The following is a 17,092-nucleotide window of genomic DNA, read 5'->3' as shown; positions in this document are numbered from 1 at the left end:
CTTATGGACAAACCGACTGTATACAGAATACAATTTTTCAAATTCTAGTAATTTGGTATGACAATACGCAAATAGTGTTGCATCCTTATATGACTATAGCCCTCTTTTTAACGCTTTAATCCGTTACATAACCACAAACATCTCTTACCGCATAATATCTGGACCTATTATACATCGCTCTATTATATAGAGACACGTAGCATGGTTTTCATAAGGATTTTTTTTAATTCTGGACTATAGTTGTTCCTTCACCTGACTTACAGCCTCTTGTGCCGTCATACTGATTCGTTTGGATTCGCCTTGTGCTGCAAGCACATGCGATCCAAATTCTACCTGTCCCTCTGCCGCACCTCGGCCAATAACAATCTGGACAGGCAATCCGATCAATTCCGAATCCTTGAACTTCACCCCTGGCCGTTCATCCCGATCATCGATCAGTACACTGTATCCGGCATCTACTAGTTGTTGTTCCAGTTCAAGCGTGAGCTCGCGTTGCTGTTCATCTTTCCAGCTCATTGCGATCAGATGTACATGATAAGGCGCAATGGCTGCTGGCCAACGGATGCCATCCTCTCCGGCATATTGTTCAGCAATAGCTGCCATCAGACGAGACACACCGATACCGTAACAACCCATTACAGGTGCGCACTGCCGTCCATTACGATCCAGGAAGGATGCTCCCATAGCGTCGCTGTACTTGGTTCCCAGTTTGAAGATATGCCCGACTTCTATTCCTTTTGTGAATACAAGCGATTCTCCACAGGTTGGGCAGCCGTCACCTTCAGCAGCGAAACGGATTCGATCTACTCTGTCCAAAGCAAAATCTTTACCCGGAACTACATTCGAATAGTGTACATCAATTTCATTCGCTCCTGTAATGGCATATTCCATTGCAGCTACATCCGCATCTACTACAATCGGCAGATCCAGTCCAATAGGACCCAGGAAACCTACAGTTAAATTCGGATGACTTGCAAGGGCAGTTTCATCAGCTAGAATTAGCTCTTCTGCACCCAATACCTGCTTCAGCACGATATCATTCACTTCATGATCCCCACGAACAAGCGCAGCGACCAGTTGACCATCAGCCTGATAAAGCAATGTTTTGATCATATGCTGGGCATCCTTGCCCACAAAGACGCTTAACTCATTGATCGTACGTACACCTGGCGTTTGGATACGAACCAACGTGTCACCCTCGGTATTCCCATCAGCTTTTTCAACCGTTTTCAGGTCAGCAGAAGCTTCTGCTTTTTCTGGATTCTTAGCAGAAGATTTAGAAGTCTGATATCCCGCCTTCTCCAGATTTGCGGCATATCCACAATGTTTGCAGGTTACGATCGTATCTTCTCCCACATCAGCAAGTGCCATGAATTCGTGGGTCTCCCCCTGACCACCAATGGTGCCCGCATCAGCTTCCACTCTAATATATTCCAGTCCACAACGCTCTAAAATGCGCGAATATGCCGTATTCATAGACTGATAGGTGCGATCCAGCTCTTCCCAATCGGAAGCAAAAGAGTACGCATCCTTCATGATGAACTCCCGTCCCCGCAGTAATCCAAATCTTGGACGACGTTCATCTCTGAATTTGGTTCCAATCTGATAAAGTGTAAACGGCAGCTTCCGATAAGAATTAACCTCGTCACGAGCCAGTGCAGTCACAACCTCTTCATGGGTTGGACCCAAGGCGAATTCTCGTGCATGGCGGTCCTTCAGACGCATTAGCTCAGGGCCATACTGTGTATATCTTCCGGATTCTTCCCATAACTCAGCAGGCTGCATGATTGGCAGCAATACTTCCTGACATCCTGCACGGTCCATTTCTTCCCGAACGATACGCTCGACATTCAGCAAGATACGACGTCCCAAGGGCAGGTAACTGTATATCCCTGCTGCGAGTTGGCGAATCATACCCGAGCGCAATAACCAGCGATGCCCTGCTGCATCTGCCTCTGCTGGTGCTTCACGTAATGTTGGAACAAGCATTTCACTTTGACGCATCTTGTCACACCCCTTATTCTTCTAATCGATATTGTAAATCTGGTTATAAACAGCAAAAAAACACATCCGTCAAGGGACGAATGTGTCGTGGTACCACCCTTATTTAACTGCACTTTGCCGGCTGACCTGACTTCAAATCATCAGGTCATTTGCCATAAACCGGTTCTACGTTTGCAACCGATGCAAAACGTGAACGCGCAGTCCTTCAGGGCATAACGGGCCCATCCGGCGAAGGTTACAGGCCGTTCGGGCCTTCTCCTCCGCAGCTCGCGAGGTAGGAATAACGAAACAGCAACAGAAACCTTGCACTAAGCGGTTTCCTCTCTGTAGAAGCTGGCTAACGTAATTGTGTCCTCGTTAATCGCTGTTATCATTTTTGATCACCATAGTGTATTTACAAGAAGTTGTCAACCACACTGTTGCCAGCTTTACGTTAAAATGAATTGCTGGGCGATGGCTGACATGGCTGGGCGTTCCCTGTAATATAGAGAAATAGAAACCATGTATTAATTGATAAAGGAGTTTGTCCTATGCCATATATTATTTACGATCTTGAATTCACGGTAAGTCGCAATACACGTTACTCTTCTGAAATTATAGATATCGGTGCCGTCAAAGTAACGGAAGGTGAGAACGGCCTGTTCGTGTCGGATACGTTCCACACTTATGTTCGTCCATCCAATAAATCGGTGCTATCCGCCGATACAATTCAGTTTACGGGTATTACGCAGAAAGACATCGACGCAGCCCCTCTTTTTCCGGAAGCACTGAATCAATTTATTGCCTGGATGGGAAGTGAATCCTATTACATGTGCTCCTGGGGACCGGATGACCGCACCAAACTGATCTCTCATTGTCGCACTCATCAGCTCGATGTAGCCTGGATCACCAACCACAATGATCTTCAGCAGCAATGGTCGCGAACTGTGCGTAAGGAAGGAAAATTCCGTCAGCTTGGACTCGCTCAGGCTCTGGAACTGTGTGGTATTGAATTCGATGGCACTCAGCACCGCGCTTTGGATGATGCGATTAATACAGCCAAAGTATTCATGCATCAATTTGATCAATTCAAACTGGAAACCAATTGCGCCGCAGATGATGAGGGCATCACATCCAAAGTGGTCTATTCCAGCAGTGTAGAAGATGACGAGAAAGATTCCCCTTTTGGTAACCTTGCACACCTGTTCAAGACCAAAGAGTAATTGCATACAACGCATGTTGAACAAAGGCAGACCAGCCATGATCTGCACTGACGTTCAGTTGTAGATCTCTCTCCAACGTTCCAGACGTTCCTTCATCAAAAGACGGTAGCTCTGAGGCTCCAGAATTTCGGCATCGGGTCCATATTGAGACAACCAGGTTAGAAACCCTTGTTCATCACTCAGTATGGCCTCAAATAACAGCGTACCCTCCGGTTCGATCGTCAAGATGGGGCGTGCAAAAAACTGCTCCTGCATGACACGCTCCACGGCGTGCGGCGAGAATCTGATCTTGAATGCAGTCCACTCCGTACTGCCGCTAAGTTCCTGTGGCGTGCGGAAGTGAGATTGTAAAAGGTAATCATCTTTGCGGAACGTGCGTGGCAAAATCCGAACCCTGTGCAAACGATTCACTTGAAATATTCTCAGTCTTTCTGACAGGTGACAATATGCCAACAGATCAAATCGGTATTCACGAGGAATAAGACAGTAGGGATCCATTCGCGCAATCCCCTTTTTACCTTGAAACAGATATTCTCCTTCAATAGTGTTCTGGGAAATTCCGGCCTGAAGCAAGGTCACCAGGGAATGATTCAGAAGTTCGGTACTTTCATTTTGCCAAGCAGATGTACCCACTTTGAACAACCCGCTAATTTGCTCAGACCATTCCACTCGCTCTGTTTTGTTTTTCTGACTCGAAGCAACCACTTTCTCATACGCGCTCTCAAAAGCAGGCTTCAGCAACGGACGAATATTCTCCATGACTTCTGCCAGGTGCATAAAGGCTTGAGCTTCTTCATCAGACCAATTCAGCGGATACATGGCAAAATGGCTGATAAACATGTATCCTCTCCCGTGTCCCATATTGGCGATGGGGATATGCATTGCACTGAGGGCCTCCATGTCGCGGTATATCGTCCTTTCCGTTGTTTCGCACCGCTCGGCAAGCTCACGGGCCAGAATACCCGGTTTGGCCTGCACAAGAGTTATAATGCGCATTAATCGGATCAGTCGGTCTGTCATTTTGCCGGACCCTCCACGATGTTGTTTCAATAAATTCGATACAACTCCATCCATTTTTTTATTATTATGTTGTTTAGTACATTCGACTTATTCCTTGACTTCACCTTCAAAAAATTATGTAGAAACATTCCTTTCCGCCCCATCTTCCCTAGTTCTTTATCCCTATTCACCTAACATCGTTTTTCCGCGATTATGAACCATGGAATTAAAAGTAATCCCGTAATGGTGCCGAAGTTTCTCCAATATTTCGGCTTCCTCAAAATAATCTAGATCCTGTTTGCGAGCCGCTTCAATTAACAAAGCATCTGCATGACGACGCAGCATATCACTGCCCTCTTGTGTACGGCCTCTTTCATAAGCACGCAAAGCTTGTTTAATCAGAGGAACTGTTTCGTTTAATTTGATTGTCTTCTCTACCTTGGGATCTTCCGGCTGACGCAGCATGCCCAGATGACTTGTATACTGAATATACAACTGTTCTCTGCGCAGCAGCACTCTCTGGCTTTGTTTCAACTTTCGCGTACTCCAATAAGCTGAACATACGGCACTTTTCCCCGATACACGCGGTCCCATGGCGAATTCGAGTAAGATTTGTTTACTCTCTCCCTTGTATACATCACCAAGTCTTAAAACCCAACCGATATCCGTTTCTTTGGAACGACAGCCGTAGATGCCCTTGAGCTGAATTCCAAATTCCGGTTTGAGCAAAAGTTCCAAGTCTCGTGACACAATTTTGGGTGCTATTTTCCTGAGTCTTTTGGCAGGGGCTCCGTTACGCCACTCCACCATCATATATACGGGGTCGGCTCCCCCTGTCGGTATGGCCTCTCTATTCCACGAATAAGATACTTCAAAGACTGAGTTCACTGGTAGTCTCTCCCCCGATTTATATGTATTATCTTCTAAGTTATCAGGGTAAATGGACACTATATTGTCACGGAACATATGTTCGCAGGAAATTTTTCCATAATATTAGTTTCTCATCCCTAAATCCGCGTAATTACGACAATAAACGACGAAAAAGCTTGGCAGTATGCCAAGCTTTTAGACCACTTTTATATGACAAGTCCTATCTTAAATCGTAGATGGATTAATTCCCATTTTGTGTAAACTTTGTACAGAATCAGGTTCTGTGATTGGAGCATAAGTAATACTGTCGATAATCAATTCACGCCCGATCGGCTCACCATTTACAGTGATCATAATCGTTTTGGTTGTTGCAGCTTGTTTAGTTGTGTACATACGTTTCTACCCCTTCGTATTCACGATCTTCATAAAAATCGGATATATTGTTTTCACTCATTAAATTACAAATTTCGTTAATATGAATAGCATGCACCCAGAGCTGAAGTAAAAGAATGATGTCAAGGCCGTCCGGAGTGCTGCCCTGTCCTTCTATTACCCCGACGTTATTAAAATTAAACACTTGTCCACATGTATTGATTTATTCTCATATAGGGTAATTAAAACTATATCATCTTGAACCCATTGTCCCGGTTTTGACGTATAATGTAAGAGCCGTATTTCAACAAATGACGACGAAATCGGCAAACGATTATGTAACCGAAAGAAGGTGTCATTCATGCCAAAACCCATTCAGGGTTATTTCATTCGGGTGTTATTCACCACATGTGTATTGTTTACTGTTTCTTTGACTTCAACAGTCAGTGCAGCAAATGCCAATATATTCTCCGATATCTATAGTGGATGGGAACGAGTCTCCGAGCTTCCTGGAGAAGTGAACGCCTTGCAGGAAAGCTATAAACAGACGCTGGAGCAGTTGAATCAGACCTCTGCCCAATTGGGACAAGCCCAGGCAAATGTCGAAGCATTCAAGGCCCAGAACGAGTTGCTGCTGGCACAAAACGAAAAACTGACCGACATGGTGAGCAAGCTGCAAAATGATCAGGATGCCAAAACGGCAACTGCCAAACGCATTCAAACGATGATTATCACAGCCGTTTCACTCATATTGGGATACTTTATTCTGATTCGGGTGATGCGCTGGGGGATGCGTCGCCGTTCTGGCAGAGTATAAAAGAACAGGAGCAACCGCATGCACATACACCTGAATAATGCCGAAGCTGGCGGAGCCGGACAAGTGGTCACGTTCTCGTTGATTCAGGACGACCGCCTGCATATTCTCCACCCCCAGCAAATTGTCGCTTTTCGCGGCCCAAGCAGCAGTCGCAATGATAAATTCATGAATATTTCGGGTATCTATCGCAAAAAAAAGCTCATCAAATCCGAAATTACCGGTCCTTGTCAATTTGTGGCCGCCCTGCCTCCCGGATTCACCATGAAGGAAGTTGAACTGAGTGAGAACAGCGATCTGCTGTACGACTTCCGTCACCTTTTCTTCTACTCCGACGGCGTCACGATGCACACCAAAATTCAGAAAATTAAAAACATGCTCATCACTCGGGATGCCGTGAAAATGAAGTTTTCGGGCAAAGGCAAGATTGGATTGCTGACACAAGGTCAGGTCTGCCAACAGGAACTGCACCCTACCGCACCACTATACGTGGATGCAGGCAGTATTATCGCCTATCCTGAGAACGCGCAGCTGGAACTTACCGTATACGGGAACAACCTTGCCAGCCAGCATATGAACTATCATTGGAAGATGACAGGACATGGCTCTGTACTCTTTCAGGCCGGTCGTGAAAATCATAGACTGGAACAGGATATGAACGATGAAGGCTTATTTAAGCGGATTCTGAAGGAAGTCATTCCTTTTGGAAATGTATTAATCAAATAAGTCCAGATGACGTTAGGCTCGGTTATAAATGGGTTCTCATGGAAAGCATGCTCACCGTATTGGAAATGTGATATACTGTACCGGACAATTGAAGAAGAAAATCCATGCCTATGGCATGGGAGAGGTTCGCGAACTCCCTCTATAAGACTCGACCTTCATTAAGGTCAATAAGTCTTGCGTACATTTTAGGTAACAACGTACGTAAAAAACTAAGGACACTAGATCGTCCTGCTTTTTTGAAGCAGCCTACGAGAAGGTGTGTTTTTTGATGGATGCCAGTTCATGAACTTCTCTGTTCTTCCGACACTCTGTGCCTATGTGCATGGATTGATCTTAAGAAGATGGAGAGGTTTTTTTATGTTGAACGAAGAAAAAGCAGTCGTTGTATTTAGCGGCGGTCAGGACAGTACAACTTGTTTGTTCTGGGCCAAACAGCAATTTGCCGAGGTTGAAGTGGTTACCTTCGATTACGGCCAGCGTCACAAGCTGGAGATTGAATGCGCCGCAGAGATCGCTCGCGATCTGGGTGTACAGCAAACGGTACTGGACATGAGTTTGTTAAACCAACTCGCGCCCAATGCACTCACCCGTACGGATGTGGAGATTACGCATGAAGAAGGCGAACTACCGAGCACGTTTGTCGATGGACGGAATTTGCTGTTCCTCAGTTTTGCAGCCATTATGGCGAAGCAAAAAGGGGCTCGTCACCTCGTCACAGGTGTATGCGAAACGGATTTCAGCGGATACCCTGATTGTCGGGATTCGTTTGTAAAGTCGATGAATGTTTCGCTGAATCTATCGATGGACTACCCATTTGTCATTCACACCCCACTGATGTGGCTGGACAAAGCCCAGACGTGGAAAATGGCGGATGAGCTCGGTGCCTTCGATTATGTGCGGGAGCGCACACTGACCTGTTATAACGGAATTATCGGCGATGGCTGCGGAGAATGTCCTGCCTGCAAACTGCGCAAAGCCGGACTGGATCGCTATCTGGAGCAACGCACGAATTCTGCTACTGTTGGAACTGCGGGAGCGGATGTTCGATGAGAGAGCCTGGAACATTCCGTATTGTGGAGCGGTTGCAGCGGATTGGGGAGGATATCCTTCCTGCCCAGCTTCGCTATCATCGCAAACGTGTGCTTGTCAGCAAGGAGTTTACGTTTGACGCTGCGCATCATCTGCATTGTTATGAAGGTAAGTGCAAGAATTTGCACGGGCATACGTATAAAGTTGTTTTTGGCATCAGCGGTTATCCGGGTGAGACCGGGTTGACGGTTGATTTTGGACATATCAAGGAGATATGGAAAACACAAATTGAAGGGTATCTGGATCATCAGTATTTGAATGAAACCCTTCCCCTCATGAACACAACTGCTGAAAATATGGTCGTCTGGTTGTTCGAGCAGATGGAACACGCCTTGCAGACCGAACCGTATGCAGCACTGACCGAGGGTGGTCGAACAGAGTTTGTCCGCTTATATGAGACACCGACCAGTTACGCTGAGGCCAGACGGGAGTGGATGATCGATGAGTAGCGTGGAACGTAGCAAAGAGGCTCGTATTCCTGTGATGGAGATCTTTGGCCCGACGGTTCAAGGTGAAGGCATGGTTATCGGGCAGAAAACGATGTTCGTCCGCACCGCGGGCTGCGATTATCGCTGTTCCTGGTGTGACTCGGCCTTTACTTGGGACGGCAGTGGCAAGGACCTGATTCGGATGATTACTCCGGAGGATGTGTGGGAGGAATTGCGTCGTGTTGGCGGCTCACGCTTCTCTCATGTGACCATCTCAGGCGGCAACCCTGCCCTGCTCGCTTCGCTGGGCGGATTGGTTAAGCTGCTTCGGGAGAACGGCATCCGCACCGCGGTAGAAACGCAGGGCTCCCGTTGGCAGTCTTGGCTGGCGGACATTGACGAAGTCACCGTCTCGCCCAAGCCTCCCAGCTCAGGCATGAACACCGACTGGGCTGTGCTGGATGATCTGATCCATCGCCTGGCTGCTCGCCCGGTGGAACGAAGTCACAGTCTGAAGATCGTAATTTTCGATGAGACAGACTTGGACTATGCCCGCCGTGTGCATGCACGGTATCCGGGCACAGATTTATTTTTGCAAACCGGGAACCCGGATGTCACTTCTGCTGATACCCCAGATCTGGCGACTTCGCTGCTTGCCCGTTATGAGTGGCTGATTGATCAAGTCAGTGCATCCGATGATCTGAACGACGTTCGTGTGCTGCCACAGCTGCATACCCTTGTTTGGGGCAACAAACGCGGCGTCTGATGGGCTATTTGGATGGAATAATGGGCGGCATGATGTAATTTTGGGAACAACCAGAGGCTAAGATGGCCTATCATATATACCGGTAAGCTTCGTGCGTCGCCGGAAATAAGGAGCGTTTACGAATCCATGAGACAACCTGATGAAATGCAAGATCTAACGTTGCTGGGTAACCAGGGCGTAAAATATACGTTTGAATATGATCCAGGTATTCTGGAAAACTTCGATAACAAACACCCGTACCGGGATTATTTTGTCAAATTCAACTGCCCGGAGTTCACCAGCCTGTGCCCGATCACGGGTCAGCCGGACTTTGCAACGATCTATATCAGCTACATCCCTGATGTGAAAATGGTGGAGAGCAAGTCACTTAAGCTGTACCTGTTCAGCTTCCGCAACCATGGTGATTTCCACGAGGATTGTGTGAACATCATCATGAACGACCTGATTAAGCTGATGGACCCACGCTTCATTGAAGTGTGGGGTAAATTCACGCCGCGCGGCGGCATTTCCATCGATCCGTACACCAACTACGGTAAACCGGGGACGAAGTATGAGCAAATGGCCGAGCACCGCATGATGAACCATGATATGTATCCAGAGACGATAGATAATCGTTAATTTGGTAGATACACCAATTATGCTTTGTACAAAATAAAATTATTGAACACACAAAAGCCGAACTCTTCGATCTGAAGAAGTTCGGCTTTTGTTTTTTTGTATGCTATGGAACGTGAGCGTTTGCAACCAATCGTATGGATTGGACTAGCATTCAAGGGTTACTGTCTTCCTTCAGTTCTTTCACTTTTTTGATGTAATGTCTCAGCATAAGTACACCTATAGACTGAACAACCACAAAAAATCCGATAGCAAAGTACAGAGACGTCGATGCAACATAGATAGCCAGAAAAGTCATGACTGCCATAAATAGAATGGTCATCGCCAAATTACGTTTGGCAAGAACATATGGTGATAGCGATTTCATATGGATCAGTCCTTTATCAATAGTTTACATTATAAAGAGAACGTTAATTTCACCTGTTCCCCTTGTCGACCTTTCAAATCTGTCCTATTATGTAACAATATGCTTAGGCACATCACATCATCAGGCGCTGATCCCTCGTGACCGCGACCAAAGGAGAACTGTTCATGTCCATGCAAAATTCATTATCCAAAGACGCCGCTGCGCGTTCGAAAGCCCCACCCGGATTGGATGCTCAAGGTACCGTTTACCGGATCTTAATTGCCATCAGTCTGGTCCATTTGTTCAACGATTCAATCCAATCTGTCATTCCAGCTATTTTTCCAATTCTGAAAGACTCCATGCATCTCACGTATACACAGATCGGATGGATTTCGTTTGCTATTAACTTTACTGCGTCCATCATGCAGCCTGTTGTAGGCTATTTTGCTGATAAAAAACCGACACCCTCCATTCTGCCCATCGGCATGGGCTTTACGTTTACCGGTATGCTATTGCTTGCCTTCGCCGACAGTTATATGGCCGTCCTGATCTCCGTCATCTTTGTTGGTCTCGGTTCGGCGGCGTTCCATCCAGAGGGTTCACGGGTATCCCATATGGCCTCAGGGCCTCGTAGAGGTCTGGCTCAGTCGATCTTCCAGGTGGGTGGTAATGCCGGTCAGTCTCTGGCCCCATTGCTCACCAGATGGATTTTCATCCCGTTTGGGTTGTTTGGTGCCATCGGATTCACGGGCATTGCAGCTGCGGGAATTGCGGTCCAAATCTATATCGCTCGCTGGTATGGACGCATGCTGCAATCGGGAGGGTATTTACGCAGACAGGCGGCAGCTCGTCGTGCACCCAATCCAGCATTACGTAAAAAGATTGCTGCTGCCATAACCATTTTGATTCTGCTTGTCTTTGTCCGTTCGTGGTATGTCGCTTCGATCGGCAGCTTCTATGCGTTTAACCTGAAGGATACATTTAACTTGTCCACAGAGGACGCACAGATCTATATCTTCCTGTTCCTGGCGGCTGGGGCTCTTGGTACGTTCTTTGGTGGTCCACTGGCGGATCGCTTCGGTAAACGTAACATGATCTTCCTGTCGATGGCCGGAGCCGCTCCACTGGCGCTTCTGCTGCCTTACGCCAATTTGTTCTGGACAGCCGTGTTGCTGAGTATTATTGGGTTCATCATGTTGTCCAGTTTCTCGGTGACCGTTGTGTATGCGCAAATGCTGATTCCAGGCAAAATCGGAACCGTCTCCGGCCTGATTACTGGTCTGGCATTTGGTATGGGCGGTCTGGGAGCACTCGTGCTGGGGAACTGGATCGACGTGTTCGGCGTATCTCCAGTTATGCAGATGTGCAGCTTCCTGCCACTGATCGGTATCTTCACCTTCCTGCTTCCATCGGATAAGTTGCTGAACCGCTGGGCGGAAGAGAACGGTAGCGAAGAATAAGGAATATAGACATTCAGCCACTTGAAAAGGGGTTTTCGCCTCAATCTGGTTTAGTCACAACTCCTCAAGTTAGCAATAAAAAAAGATAAAAGCGGCGACCTTTTCCCGAAATTCCATCGGGGAGAGGTCGCCGCTTTGTGTAGAAATAGATTTTTAACGATATGTTCTGTATGTGGAACATTATGAGAGAATATTTCCTCCATAGTGTATACTGCTGGATGTTCAAAGCTCTCGTAAACTATGTTGTTGCGGTTTAAAAGATCATAGAAACCTTGTTTGTTTAACATGTAAATTCATCTCTTCCAGTTAAGTTTTCTGTAACATTATTTCAAACGCTGAAGAATGAGCCGTTTTTTGTACAGCATTTTTCCGGCTTCCGCAACATCACGAATTGTATTTTTGTTGCTTACCGAACCGAATACCATGCCGGCAATCGGAATAAGCTGAAACAGCTTTTTCCAACCAAACGATTCACTGTAGGAATTAAAAACCTCCCGCCAGCCCTGCATTTGAGAGATAACCTCAACCTGCTTGTCCGGATTATCGTAATCGGCGAGTTCATCCATTATTGCTTTTTTGCCCACAATATCGGCAGAGGAGAATTGCAGACATTTGACGATAAATATGCGCTCTTGAGGTTCGTCAGGATCATATCCGTAGCATAACGCCATCTCCTGCAGCACCTTCAGGGAAAGCCCCATCACCATCGGAATATCCGCCGCAATCGTTACAATGCCGCCGATACCTGTTGCGGCCCCTTGTGCAGCAGCAAACCTCGTTCGACTGTCCGTAATGTTATCAGCAGTGCGATCCAATACTTCAAGCGGTAAACCTTCCACACTGTGGATTTTCGTCGTATCTCTTGCCTCTTCATCCTGTTCATCGTAAGAGGTATCGGCCTTCATGGAATAACCGGATTTGGTCGCTTCCTCTCGGAGCAGCTCAGCTACCTTCTTTTTCTGGACGAGAAATTTCCCGCCATTCTGCACATACTGACCAACTTCGTTCAGCGAGTCTCCAATCGTCTGTTTCAGCGCTTTGGGCATAACTTTATCCAGCATGGCAAATGGCAAACGTCCAATTTTGTCCCAAATAAACAAGTCCTTCTGCCCTTTTTCCCATTTTAAAATCTGTTCCAGCTCCCGGTCCAATGTCTCGCGTGAATCCATATATAGCCTCCTAATATTATGTGTATAGTGAATTGTATACTCCTCATACGCATTGGTCACGGGATGGTTGCTAATATGCAGACCCTCGTATCCGTCTTTATGTCTTCAAGTCTCCCTTTTCAATGTGTACATAAGTAAAAGCCCCTAATCAGCATGGCTCGCTGACTAAGGGCTTACTATATTAAAACTTTAGCAGTATTATTATTTCGCTTCAGCCGCAGCCTTCCCATCTGGAACAGGGACTCCAAAGTCAGGTGTGCCATCTTCGTTCCAGCGAATAACCTGCGCGCGGGCGTGACGGTTTGGATCATAGAGAGGATCTCCCTCGATGTCCTTGTAGTTTCGTGCGTGATAGATCAGAATATCTGTTTTGCCGTCCGGTGATACCGTAAAGCTGTTGTGACCCGGACCATATTGACCATTCGCTTCACACGTTTGGAATACCGGCTTAGGCGATTTCATCCAGCTCGCTGGATCAAGCAAGTCGGCATCCTCATCCGCAGTGAGCAAACCCATACAATAATTATAGTCGGTCGCACTCGCTGAGTAGCCAATGAAGATCCGCCCATTGCGATGCAACACTGCTGCCCCTTCGTTTACCTTGAAGCCGATGATCTCCCAATCATATTCCGGTGTAGAAATCATGACCTGCTCACCACGGAGAGTCCACGGATTTTCCATTTCGGCAATGTACAGGTTAGAGTTACCCGGAATGTCCGGGGCCTTTTGCGCCCATACCAAATAACGGGTACCTTTGTGTTCAAACGTCGTTGCATCCAAGGAAAACGTCTCCCAACGCGTCCGAATCTGTCCCTTCTCTACCCACGCGCCTTCGAGCGGGTTGGCCGAGTCATTTTCCAGCACATACATGCGGTGTTCGAAAAGGCCCTCATTGGTTTCGCTGGTATGGGCTGCAGCGTAATGTATGTACCATTTTCCATCGATAAAATGAATTTCAGGTGCCCAAATGTTGGCACTCATCGGTCCTGTATCATGTTTGTGCCACGCCGTTACCGGCTCGGCATCTCTCAACTCTTCCAGGGTTTGTGCACGCCGAATCTCAATCCGGTCAAAGGCTGGCACCGAAGCTGAGAAATAATAGTACCCGTCTGTGTGACGGTACACCCACGGATCAGCTCGCTGCTCCAGGATGGGATTGGTAAATGTAATGGAATCAGTCATGGGAATGCTCCCCTTTCAAATGTGTGTGTATGGCTCGGAGTGAAGATTTGAAAACAGTTGATGGATAAAGTGCAAAAACTATTTTGCTGGTGCACCGCGGACGCTCCGGGGGTGGCAGGGCCTTGTCGCTCTCTTGTCCTCCGATTTCTTTTTCCCACCGCTCTTGGCGGTTGAAATCGGATGCCAAAGACGCTCCTTCAGCTCATTCCTCCCCCTTCGCTGCTTGTGCACCTTAAAAGCAGCAGCTTCGCTCTTTCCGCGCTCGCTGAACTAAATCCAACTCCGAGCCATCGGTGTGGCTCTGTATCTATGGGGTCGCGCTTCGCTTGGGCGACTCTCCCCACTAAATGCATGGCTGGCCTTTTTTCTCGGGCCAGCTCTTGGTGCACCGTGGACGCTTCGGGGGTGGCAGGGCCTTGTCGCTCTCTTGTCCTCCGATTTCTTTTTCCCCACCGCTCTTGGCGGTTGAAATCGGATGCCAAAGTCGCTCCTTCGGCTCCTTCATCCCCCTACGCTGCTTGTGCACCTTAAAAGCAACAGCTTCGCTCTAACCGCGCTCGCTGAATCAAATCCAAACTCCGAGCCATCGGTGTGGCTCTGTATCTATGGGGTCGCCCGCTTCGCTCAGGCGACTCTCCCCACTAAATGCATGGCTGGCCGTATTTTCTCGGCCAGCTCCAATTCCAAACTTCGAGCCATATCTACGGCTCTCTATTTCTCCGCTGCGCTAATCTGCTTACCCCAGACGGCAATGCCGTGGTCGTTCAGGCCGGTAACTACAAGCGCAGACTGGCTTCGCTCCCAGTCCCAGGATGGGAGCAGCTTCAGCTCCTCTGTGGAAGCTCCGCCCCACGGGCTTTCTTTCCACTCCAACGTCAGTGTTTGTTTGCCGTCAAACGTCCATTTGCCTGAACCGTTTTCGCTTTTCACTTTGCCATTGGCTTGCAAAGTGTAAGGCACTGCCTGCACCTGTCCGTCCACCGACGGGTCAACAGCTAGGCCTTCCCACTCTCCGGCGATCATCGACTTCGGAATGTCCTGTGCGTACTCACCTGCATAACGTTCCGGTGACACAACAGGCCAGCCGTCCTTGGTCCACAGCATTTTACGTACATGCAGATACGGCCAGTTTTTATCGGTCTCACCTCTCGCATGATGCACGATATAATAATCGCCTCCATCCTTAAGGACGGAGTTATGTCCAGGTGCAACCCAGCCCTCACCTTCGGTGAAGCGATAGCCACCCAGAATTTTGGTTCCGACTTCGTATTGAGGCAGATGCTCTGTATCCAGCATGTTCATGCCATTTACATCCGTGTAGGGGCCTGTAATCGAATCAGCACGGGCTACACGCACGTTATAATCTTCGAATAAAGAATCATACGAGACGAATAAATAATACTTTTTGAACTCCGGGTTATACACAATATATGGCCCCTCCACCGCACCTTCTTCCGTAGCACGATCACGGGCGGCAATGCGTGTACCATACCCCTCTTCCTTGAACTTTCCGGTTTCCGGATCGAGAGGTGCAATATATATCCCGTCAAAAAAGGAACCGTAGACCATCCACGAATTGCCTTCGGCATCCAATACCGGATTGGCATCGATGGCATTTAACTTATCCTTTTCGTTCTCAGATGTTTTAACAACCAACCCTTCATCTGTCCAAGGACCCTCTGGGGACGAGGATGTCTGCAAACCAATAGCCGAACGCGTACTACCAAAAGACGAAGCCGAATAATACATCCGGTAGGTGTCACCAACCTGAATCACATCCGGTGCCCACAAATTTACTGCCCCAGTCCAATCGAGGGCTTCCTTCGGAATACCCGGCAAAGCCTGACCTACCCATGACCAGTTGATCAGATCATCCGATTTGCGTACCATGACGCCGGGTTTCGCTTCTCCTGCTACACGAACATCGGTCGAATAAACGTAATATCCCTGATCTGTTTTGATAATGGCCGGATCATGCGCATTGTTCACCGTCCAACGGGATTCATCGTCCAGAATGGAGGTGTCATACAATTGGGTATCTTGGGGAGCCTCAGGAAAGACCGGCGGGGACACCGCTTCCCCTGCTCCTTCTCCAGAACAGCCTGTAGCCCCAACCAACAACAGCAGCAACATCGAAGCAACAACTCCTTTTCCTGAATTCGTCCACCCGCGGAATGTTCTCCGCAGATTCATCCTTTCACTCCAGAGATTGCTACCGATTCAATAATCTGTTTCTGGAAGATCAGGAAGATGATCAATACCGGCAACAGAGCAACAATGGACGCTGCCATAATTAGCGGGTAATCCGTCTGGATCGCATATGTGGCATTGAAGTTTGCTATAACGAGCTGCAAGGTCTGTTTTTCAGGTGAATTCAGATAAATAATTGGTGCTAGATAATCGTTCCAGATGCCCATGAACCAGAGAATCAGCTGAGCTGCAATCGCCGGTTTAATGAGCGGAAACGTAATGCTCGAGTACAGTCGGAAATAGGAGCTGCCATCAATTTTCGCTGCTTCAATAATGGCATCAGGCACACTAAGCAGGTATTGACGAAGGAAGAAGATCATGACGACGTTACCAAATAATCCTGGAACAATAAGCGGCAGCAGTGTGTCCACCCAGCCCAGCTTCGAGAACATGATGAATTGCGGAATCATGACTGTCGGATACGGAATCATCATCGATGCGAGCAAAGCTAGAAACAGTTTGTTTTTATGCGGAAATCTCAATTTGGCAAAAGCAAAGGCAGCGATACTTGACGTAAAGGTCCCGACAACGGTAACACTGACCGCCACGATCAAGCTGTTTTTGACCCCGCTGAGTAACGGACCTGCTTCCCAAATTTCCTTATACTTTCCGAATTGGAACACTTCAGGTATCCACACGGGCGGAAGCGCGAACACATCCTGCTTCTCCTTCACGGAAGTGGACAACATCCAGATCAGTGGTGCAATCATCGCAATAGCACCAAGCGCCAAAACGATAAAAATGATAGAGTTTGTTAATTTCCTCTTTTGACTGTAAGACATCTCCGGTTCACTCCTTTC

Annotated in this window: 17 protein-coding genes; 8 read left to right on the top strand and 9 right to left on the bottom strand. The window is 47.6% G+C overall.

The window, feature by feature from the left end; translation table 11 throughout:
- Nucleotides 1-234: 234 nt before the first annotated feature.
- Nucleotides 235-2,004 (bottom strand): proline--tRNA ligase, encoded by a 1,770-nt coding sequence (locus BLV50_RS12530; RefSeq protein ID WP_090807980.1) that lies wholly within the window; start codon nt 2,002-2,004, stop codon nt 235-237.
- A 530-nt stretch (nt 2,005-2,534) separates the two neighbouring features.
- Here BLV50_RS12530 and BLV50_RS12525 point away from each other — a divergent pair.
- The gene (locus tag BLV50_RS12525; RefSeq protein WP_063564564.1) at nt 2,535-3,206 is read left to right on the top strand and encodes a 3'-5' exonuclease; all 672 of its coding nucleotides are present in this window, start codon (nt 2,535-2,537) and stop codon (nt 3,204-3,206) included.
- A 54-nt stretch (nt 3,207-3,260) separates the two neighbouring features.
- Here the strand turns inward: BLV50_RS12525 and BLV50_RS12520 are convergent, their stop codons facing one another.
- The 3 genes from BLV50_RS12520 to BLV50_RS32750 form a co-directional block, all read right to left on the bottom strand.
- Nucleotides 3,261-4,226, bottom strand: a complete 966-nt coding sequence (locus BLV50_RS12520) for a helix-turn-helix transcriptional regulator (protein ID WP_090807978.1) — start codon at nt 4,224-4,226, stop codon at nt 3,261-3,263.
- 162 nt (nt 4,227-4,388) lie between these two features.
- A complete protein-coding gene (locus tag BLV50_RS12515; protein WP_143038116.1) occupies nt 4,389-5,093 on the bottom strand; it encodes a hypothetical protein in 705 nt (234 codons plus the stop codon).
- 207 nt (nt 5,094-5,300) lie between these two features.
- Nucleotides 5,301-5,468: a hypothetical protein gene (locus BLV50_RS32750; RefSeq protein ID WP_177031176.1), complete on the bottom strand. Its 168-nt coding sequence runs from the start codon at nt 5,466-5,468 to the stop codon at nt 5,301-5,303.
- Nucleotides 5,469-5,808: 340 nt separating this feature from the next.
- Between BLV50_RS32750 and BLV50_RS12510 the strand changes: the two genes are divergently transcribed.
- The 6 genes from BLV50_RS12510 to queF all read left to right on the top strand — a co-directional run bounded on the left by BLV50_RS12510 (nt 5,809) and on the right by queF (nt 9,888).
- On the top strand, nt 5,809-6,264 hold the full coding sequence (locus BLV50_RS12510) for a hypothetical protein (protein WP_024632428.1): 456 nt from the start codon (nt 5,809-5,811) through the stop codon (nt 6,262-6,264).
- A gap of 18 nt (nt 6,265-6,282) precedes the next feature.
- Nucleotides 6,283-6,987: an AIM24 family protein gene (locus BLV50_RS12505; protein ID WP_063564567.1), complete on the top strand. Its 705-nt coding sequence runs from the start codon at nt 6,283-6,285 to the stop codon at nt 6,985-6,987.
- Nucleotides 6,988-7,347: 360 nt separating this feature from the next.
- Entirely contained in the window at nt 7,348-8,037 is a 690-nt protein-coding gene (gene queC, locus BLV50_RS12500; RefSeq protein WP_090808784.1) for a 7-cyano-7-deazaguanine synthase QueC, read from the top strand.
- Nucleotides 8,034-8,525 carry a 6-carboxytetrahydropterin synthase QueD gene (queD, locus tag BLV50_RS12495; protein WP_063564568.1) on the top strand — a complete coding sequence of 164 codons (492 nt, stop codon included), beginning with the start codon at nt 8,034-8,036 and terminating at the stop codon, nt 8,523-8,525. Before queC ends, queD begins: the two co-directional genes overlap by 4 nt.
- Complete coding sequence (gene queE, locus BLV50_RS12490) at nt 8,518-9,270, top strand: 7-carboxy-7-deazaguanine synthase QueE (protein WP_063564569.1); 753 nt, start codon at nt 8,518-8,520, stop codon at nt 9,268-9,270. The genes queD and queE overlap by 8 nt, the downstream gene beginning before the upstream one ends.
- Nucleotides 9,271-9,396: 126 nt before the next feature.
- A complete protein-coding gene (gene queF, locus BLV50_RS12485) occupies nt 9,397-9,888 on the top strand; it encodes a preQ(1) synthase (protein WP_063564570.1) in 492 nt (163 codons plus the stop codon).
- A gap of 151 nt (nt 9,889-10,039) precedes the next feature.
- Here the strand turns inward: queF and BLV50_RS12480 are convergent, their stop codons facing one another.
- Nucleotides 10,040-10,252, bottom strand: a complete 213-nt coding sequence (locus BLV50_RS12480; protein ID WP_090807974.1) for a hypothetical protein — start codon at nt 10,250-10,252, stop codon at nt 10,040-10,042.
- 170 nt (nt 10,253-10,422) lie between these two features.
- Here BLV50_RS12480 and BLV50_RS12475 point away from each other — a divergent pair, with 170 nt between their 5' ends.
- A complete protein-coding gene (locus tag BLV50_RS12475; protein WP_072734461.1) occupies nt 10,423-11,691 on the top strand; it encodes an MFS transporter in 1,269 nt (422 codons plus the stop codon).
- Nucleotides 11,692-12,014: 323 nt separating this feature from the next.
- Here BLV50_RS12475 and BLV50_RS12465 read toward each other — a convergent pair whose 3' ends face one another.
- From BLV50_RS12465 to BLV50_RS12445, 4 genes are all read right to left on the bottom strand, one after another.
- The gene (locus BLV50_RS12465) at nt 12,015-12,860 is read right to left on the bottom strand and encodes an EcsC family protein (protein WP_090807972.1); all 846 of its coding nucleotides are present in this window, start codon (nt 12,858-12,860) and stop codon (nt 12,015-12,017) included.
- Nucleotides 12,861-13,061: 201 nt separating this feature from the next.
- Nucleotides 13,062-14,042 carry a glycoside hydrolase family 43 protein gene (locus BLV50_RS12460; protein WP_090807970.1) on the bottom strand — a complete coding sequence of 327 codons (981 nt, stop codon included), beginning with the start codon at nt 14,040-14,042 and terminating at the stop codon, nt 13,062-13,064.
- A gap of 711 nt (nt 14,043-14,753) precedes the next feature.
- Complete coding sequence (locus tag BLV50_RS12450) at nt 14,754-16,175, bottom strand: arabinan endo-1,5-alpha-L-arabinosidase (protein WP_090808782.1); 1,422 nt, start codon at nt 16,173-16,175, stop codon at nt 14,754-14,756.
- A 56-nt stretch (nt 16,176-16,231) separates the two neighbouring features.
- Entirely contained in the window at nt 16,232-17,074 is an 843-nt protein-coding gene (locus tag BLV50_RS12445; RefSeq protein WP_063564576.1) for a carbohydrate ABC transporter permease, read from the bottom strand.
- Nucleotides 17,075-17,092: the final 18 nt, after the last annotated feature.

Origin of the sequence: Paenibacillus sp. 276b (genome assembly GCF_900107875.1) — a bacterium.
Classification (GTDB): Bacteria; Bacillota; Bacilli; order Paenibacillales; family Paenibacillaceae; genus Paenibacillus; species Paenibacillus marchantiae.
Note: the sequence above shows the minus strand (reverse complement) of the source record. Positions and strands in the feature narration are given on the sequence as shown.

Excerpts from the sequence above, each read along its gene's own strand:
- BLV50_RS12530 (WP_090807980.1), bottom strand. The coding sequence starts at position 2,004 with ATGCGTCAAAGTGAAATGCTTGTTCCAACATTACGTGAAGCACCAGCA.
- BLV50_RS12525 (WP_063564564.1), top strand. The coding sequence starts at position 2,535 with ATGCCATATATTATTTACGATCTTGAATTCACGGTAAGTCGCAATACA.
- BLV50_RS12520 (WP_090807978.1), bottom strand. The coding sequence starts at position 4,226 with ATGACAGACCGACTGATCCGATTAATGCGCATTATAACTCTTGTGCAG.
- BLV50_RS32750 (WP_177031176.1), bottom strand. The coding sequence starts at position 5,468 with ATGTACACAACTAAACAAGCTGCAACAACCAAAACGATTATGATCACT.
- BLV50_RS12510 (WP_024632428.1), top strand. The coding sequence starts at position 5,809 with ATGCCAAAACCCATTCAGGGTTATTTCATTCGGGTGTTATTCACCACA.
- BLV50_RS12505 (WP_063564567.1), top strand. The coding sequence starts at position 6,283 with ATGCACATACACCTGAATAATGCCGAAGCTGGCGGAGCCGGACAAGTG.
- queD (WP_063564568.1), top strand. The coding sequence starts at position 8,034 with ATGAGAGAGCCTGGAACATTCCGTATTGTGGAGCGGTTGCAGCGGATT.
- queE (WP_063564569.1), top strand. The coding sequence starts at position 8,518 with ATGAGTAGCGTGGAACGTAGCAAAGAGGCTCGTATTCCTGTGATGGAG.
- queF (WP_063564570.1), top strand. The coding sequence starts at position 9,397 with ATGAGACAACCTGATGAAATGCAAGATCTAACGTTGCTGGGTAACCAG.
- BLV50_RS12480 (WP_090807974.1), bottom strand. The coding sequence starts at position 10,252 with ATGAAATCGCTATCACCATATGTTCTTGCCAAACGTAATTTGGCGATG.
- BLV50_RS12475 (WP_072734461.1), top strand. The coding sequence starts at position 10,423 with ATGCAAAATTCATTATCCAAAGACGCCGCTGCGCGTTCGAAAGCCCCA.
- BLV50_RS12465 (WP_090807972.1), bottom strand. The coding sequence starts at position 12,860 with ATGGATTCACGCGAGACATTGGACCGGGAGCTGGAACAGATTTTAAAA.
- BLV50_RS12460 (WP_090807970.1), bottom strand. The coding sequence starts at position 14,042 with ATGACTGATTCCATTACATTTACCAATCCCATCCTGGAGCAGCGAGCT.
- BLV50_RS12450 (WP_090808782.1), bottom strand. The coding sequence starts at position 16,175 with ATGTTGCTGCTGTTGTTGGTTGGGGCTACAGGCTGTTCTGGAGAAGGA.
- BLV50_RS12445 (WP_063564576.1), bottom strand. The coding sequence starts at position 17,074 with ATGTCTTACAGTCAAAAGAGGAAATTAACAAACTCTATCATTTTTATC.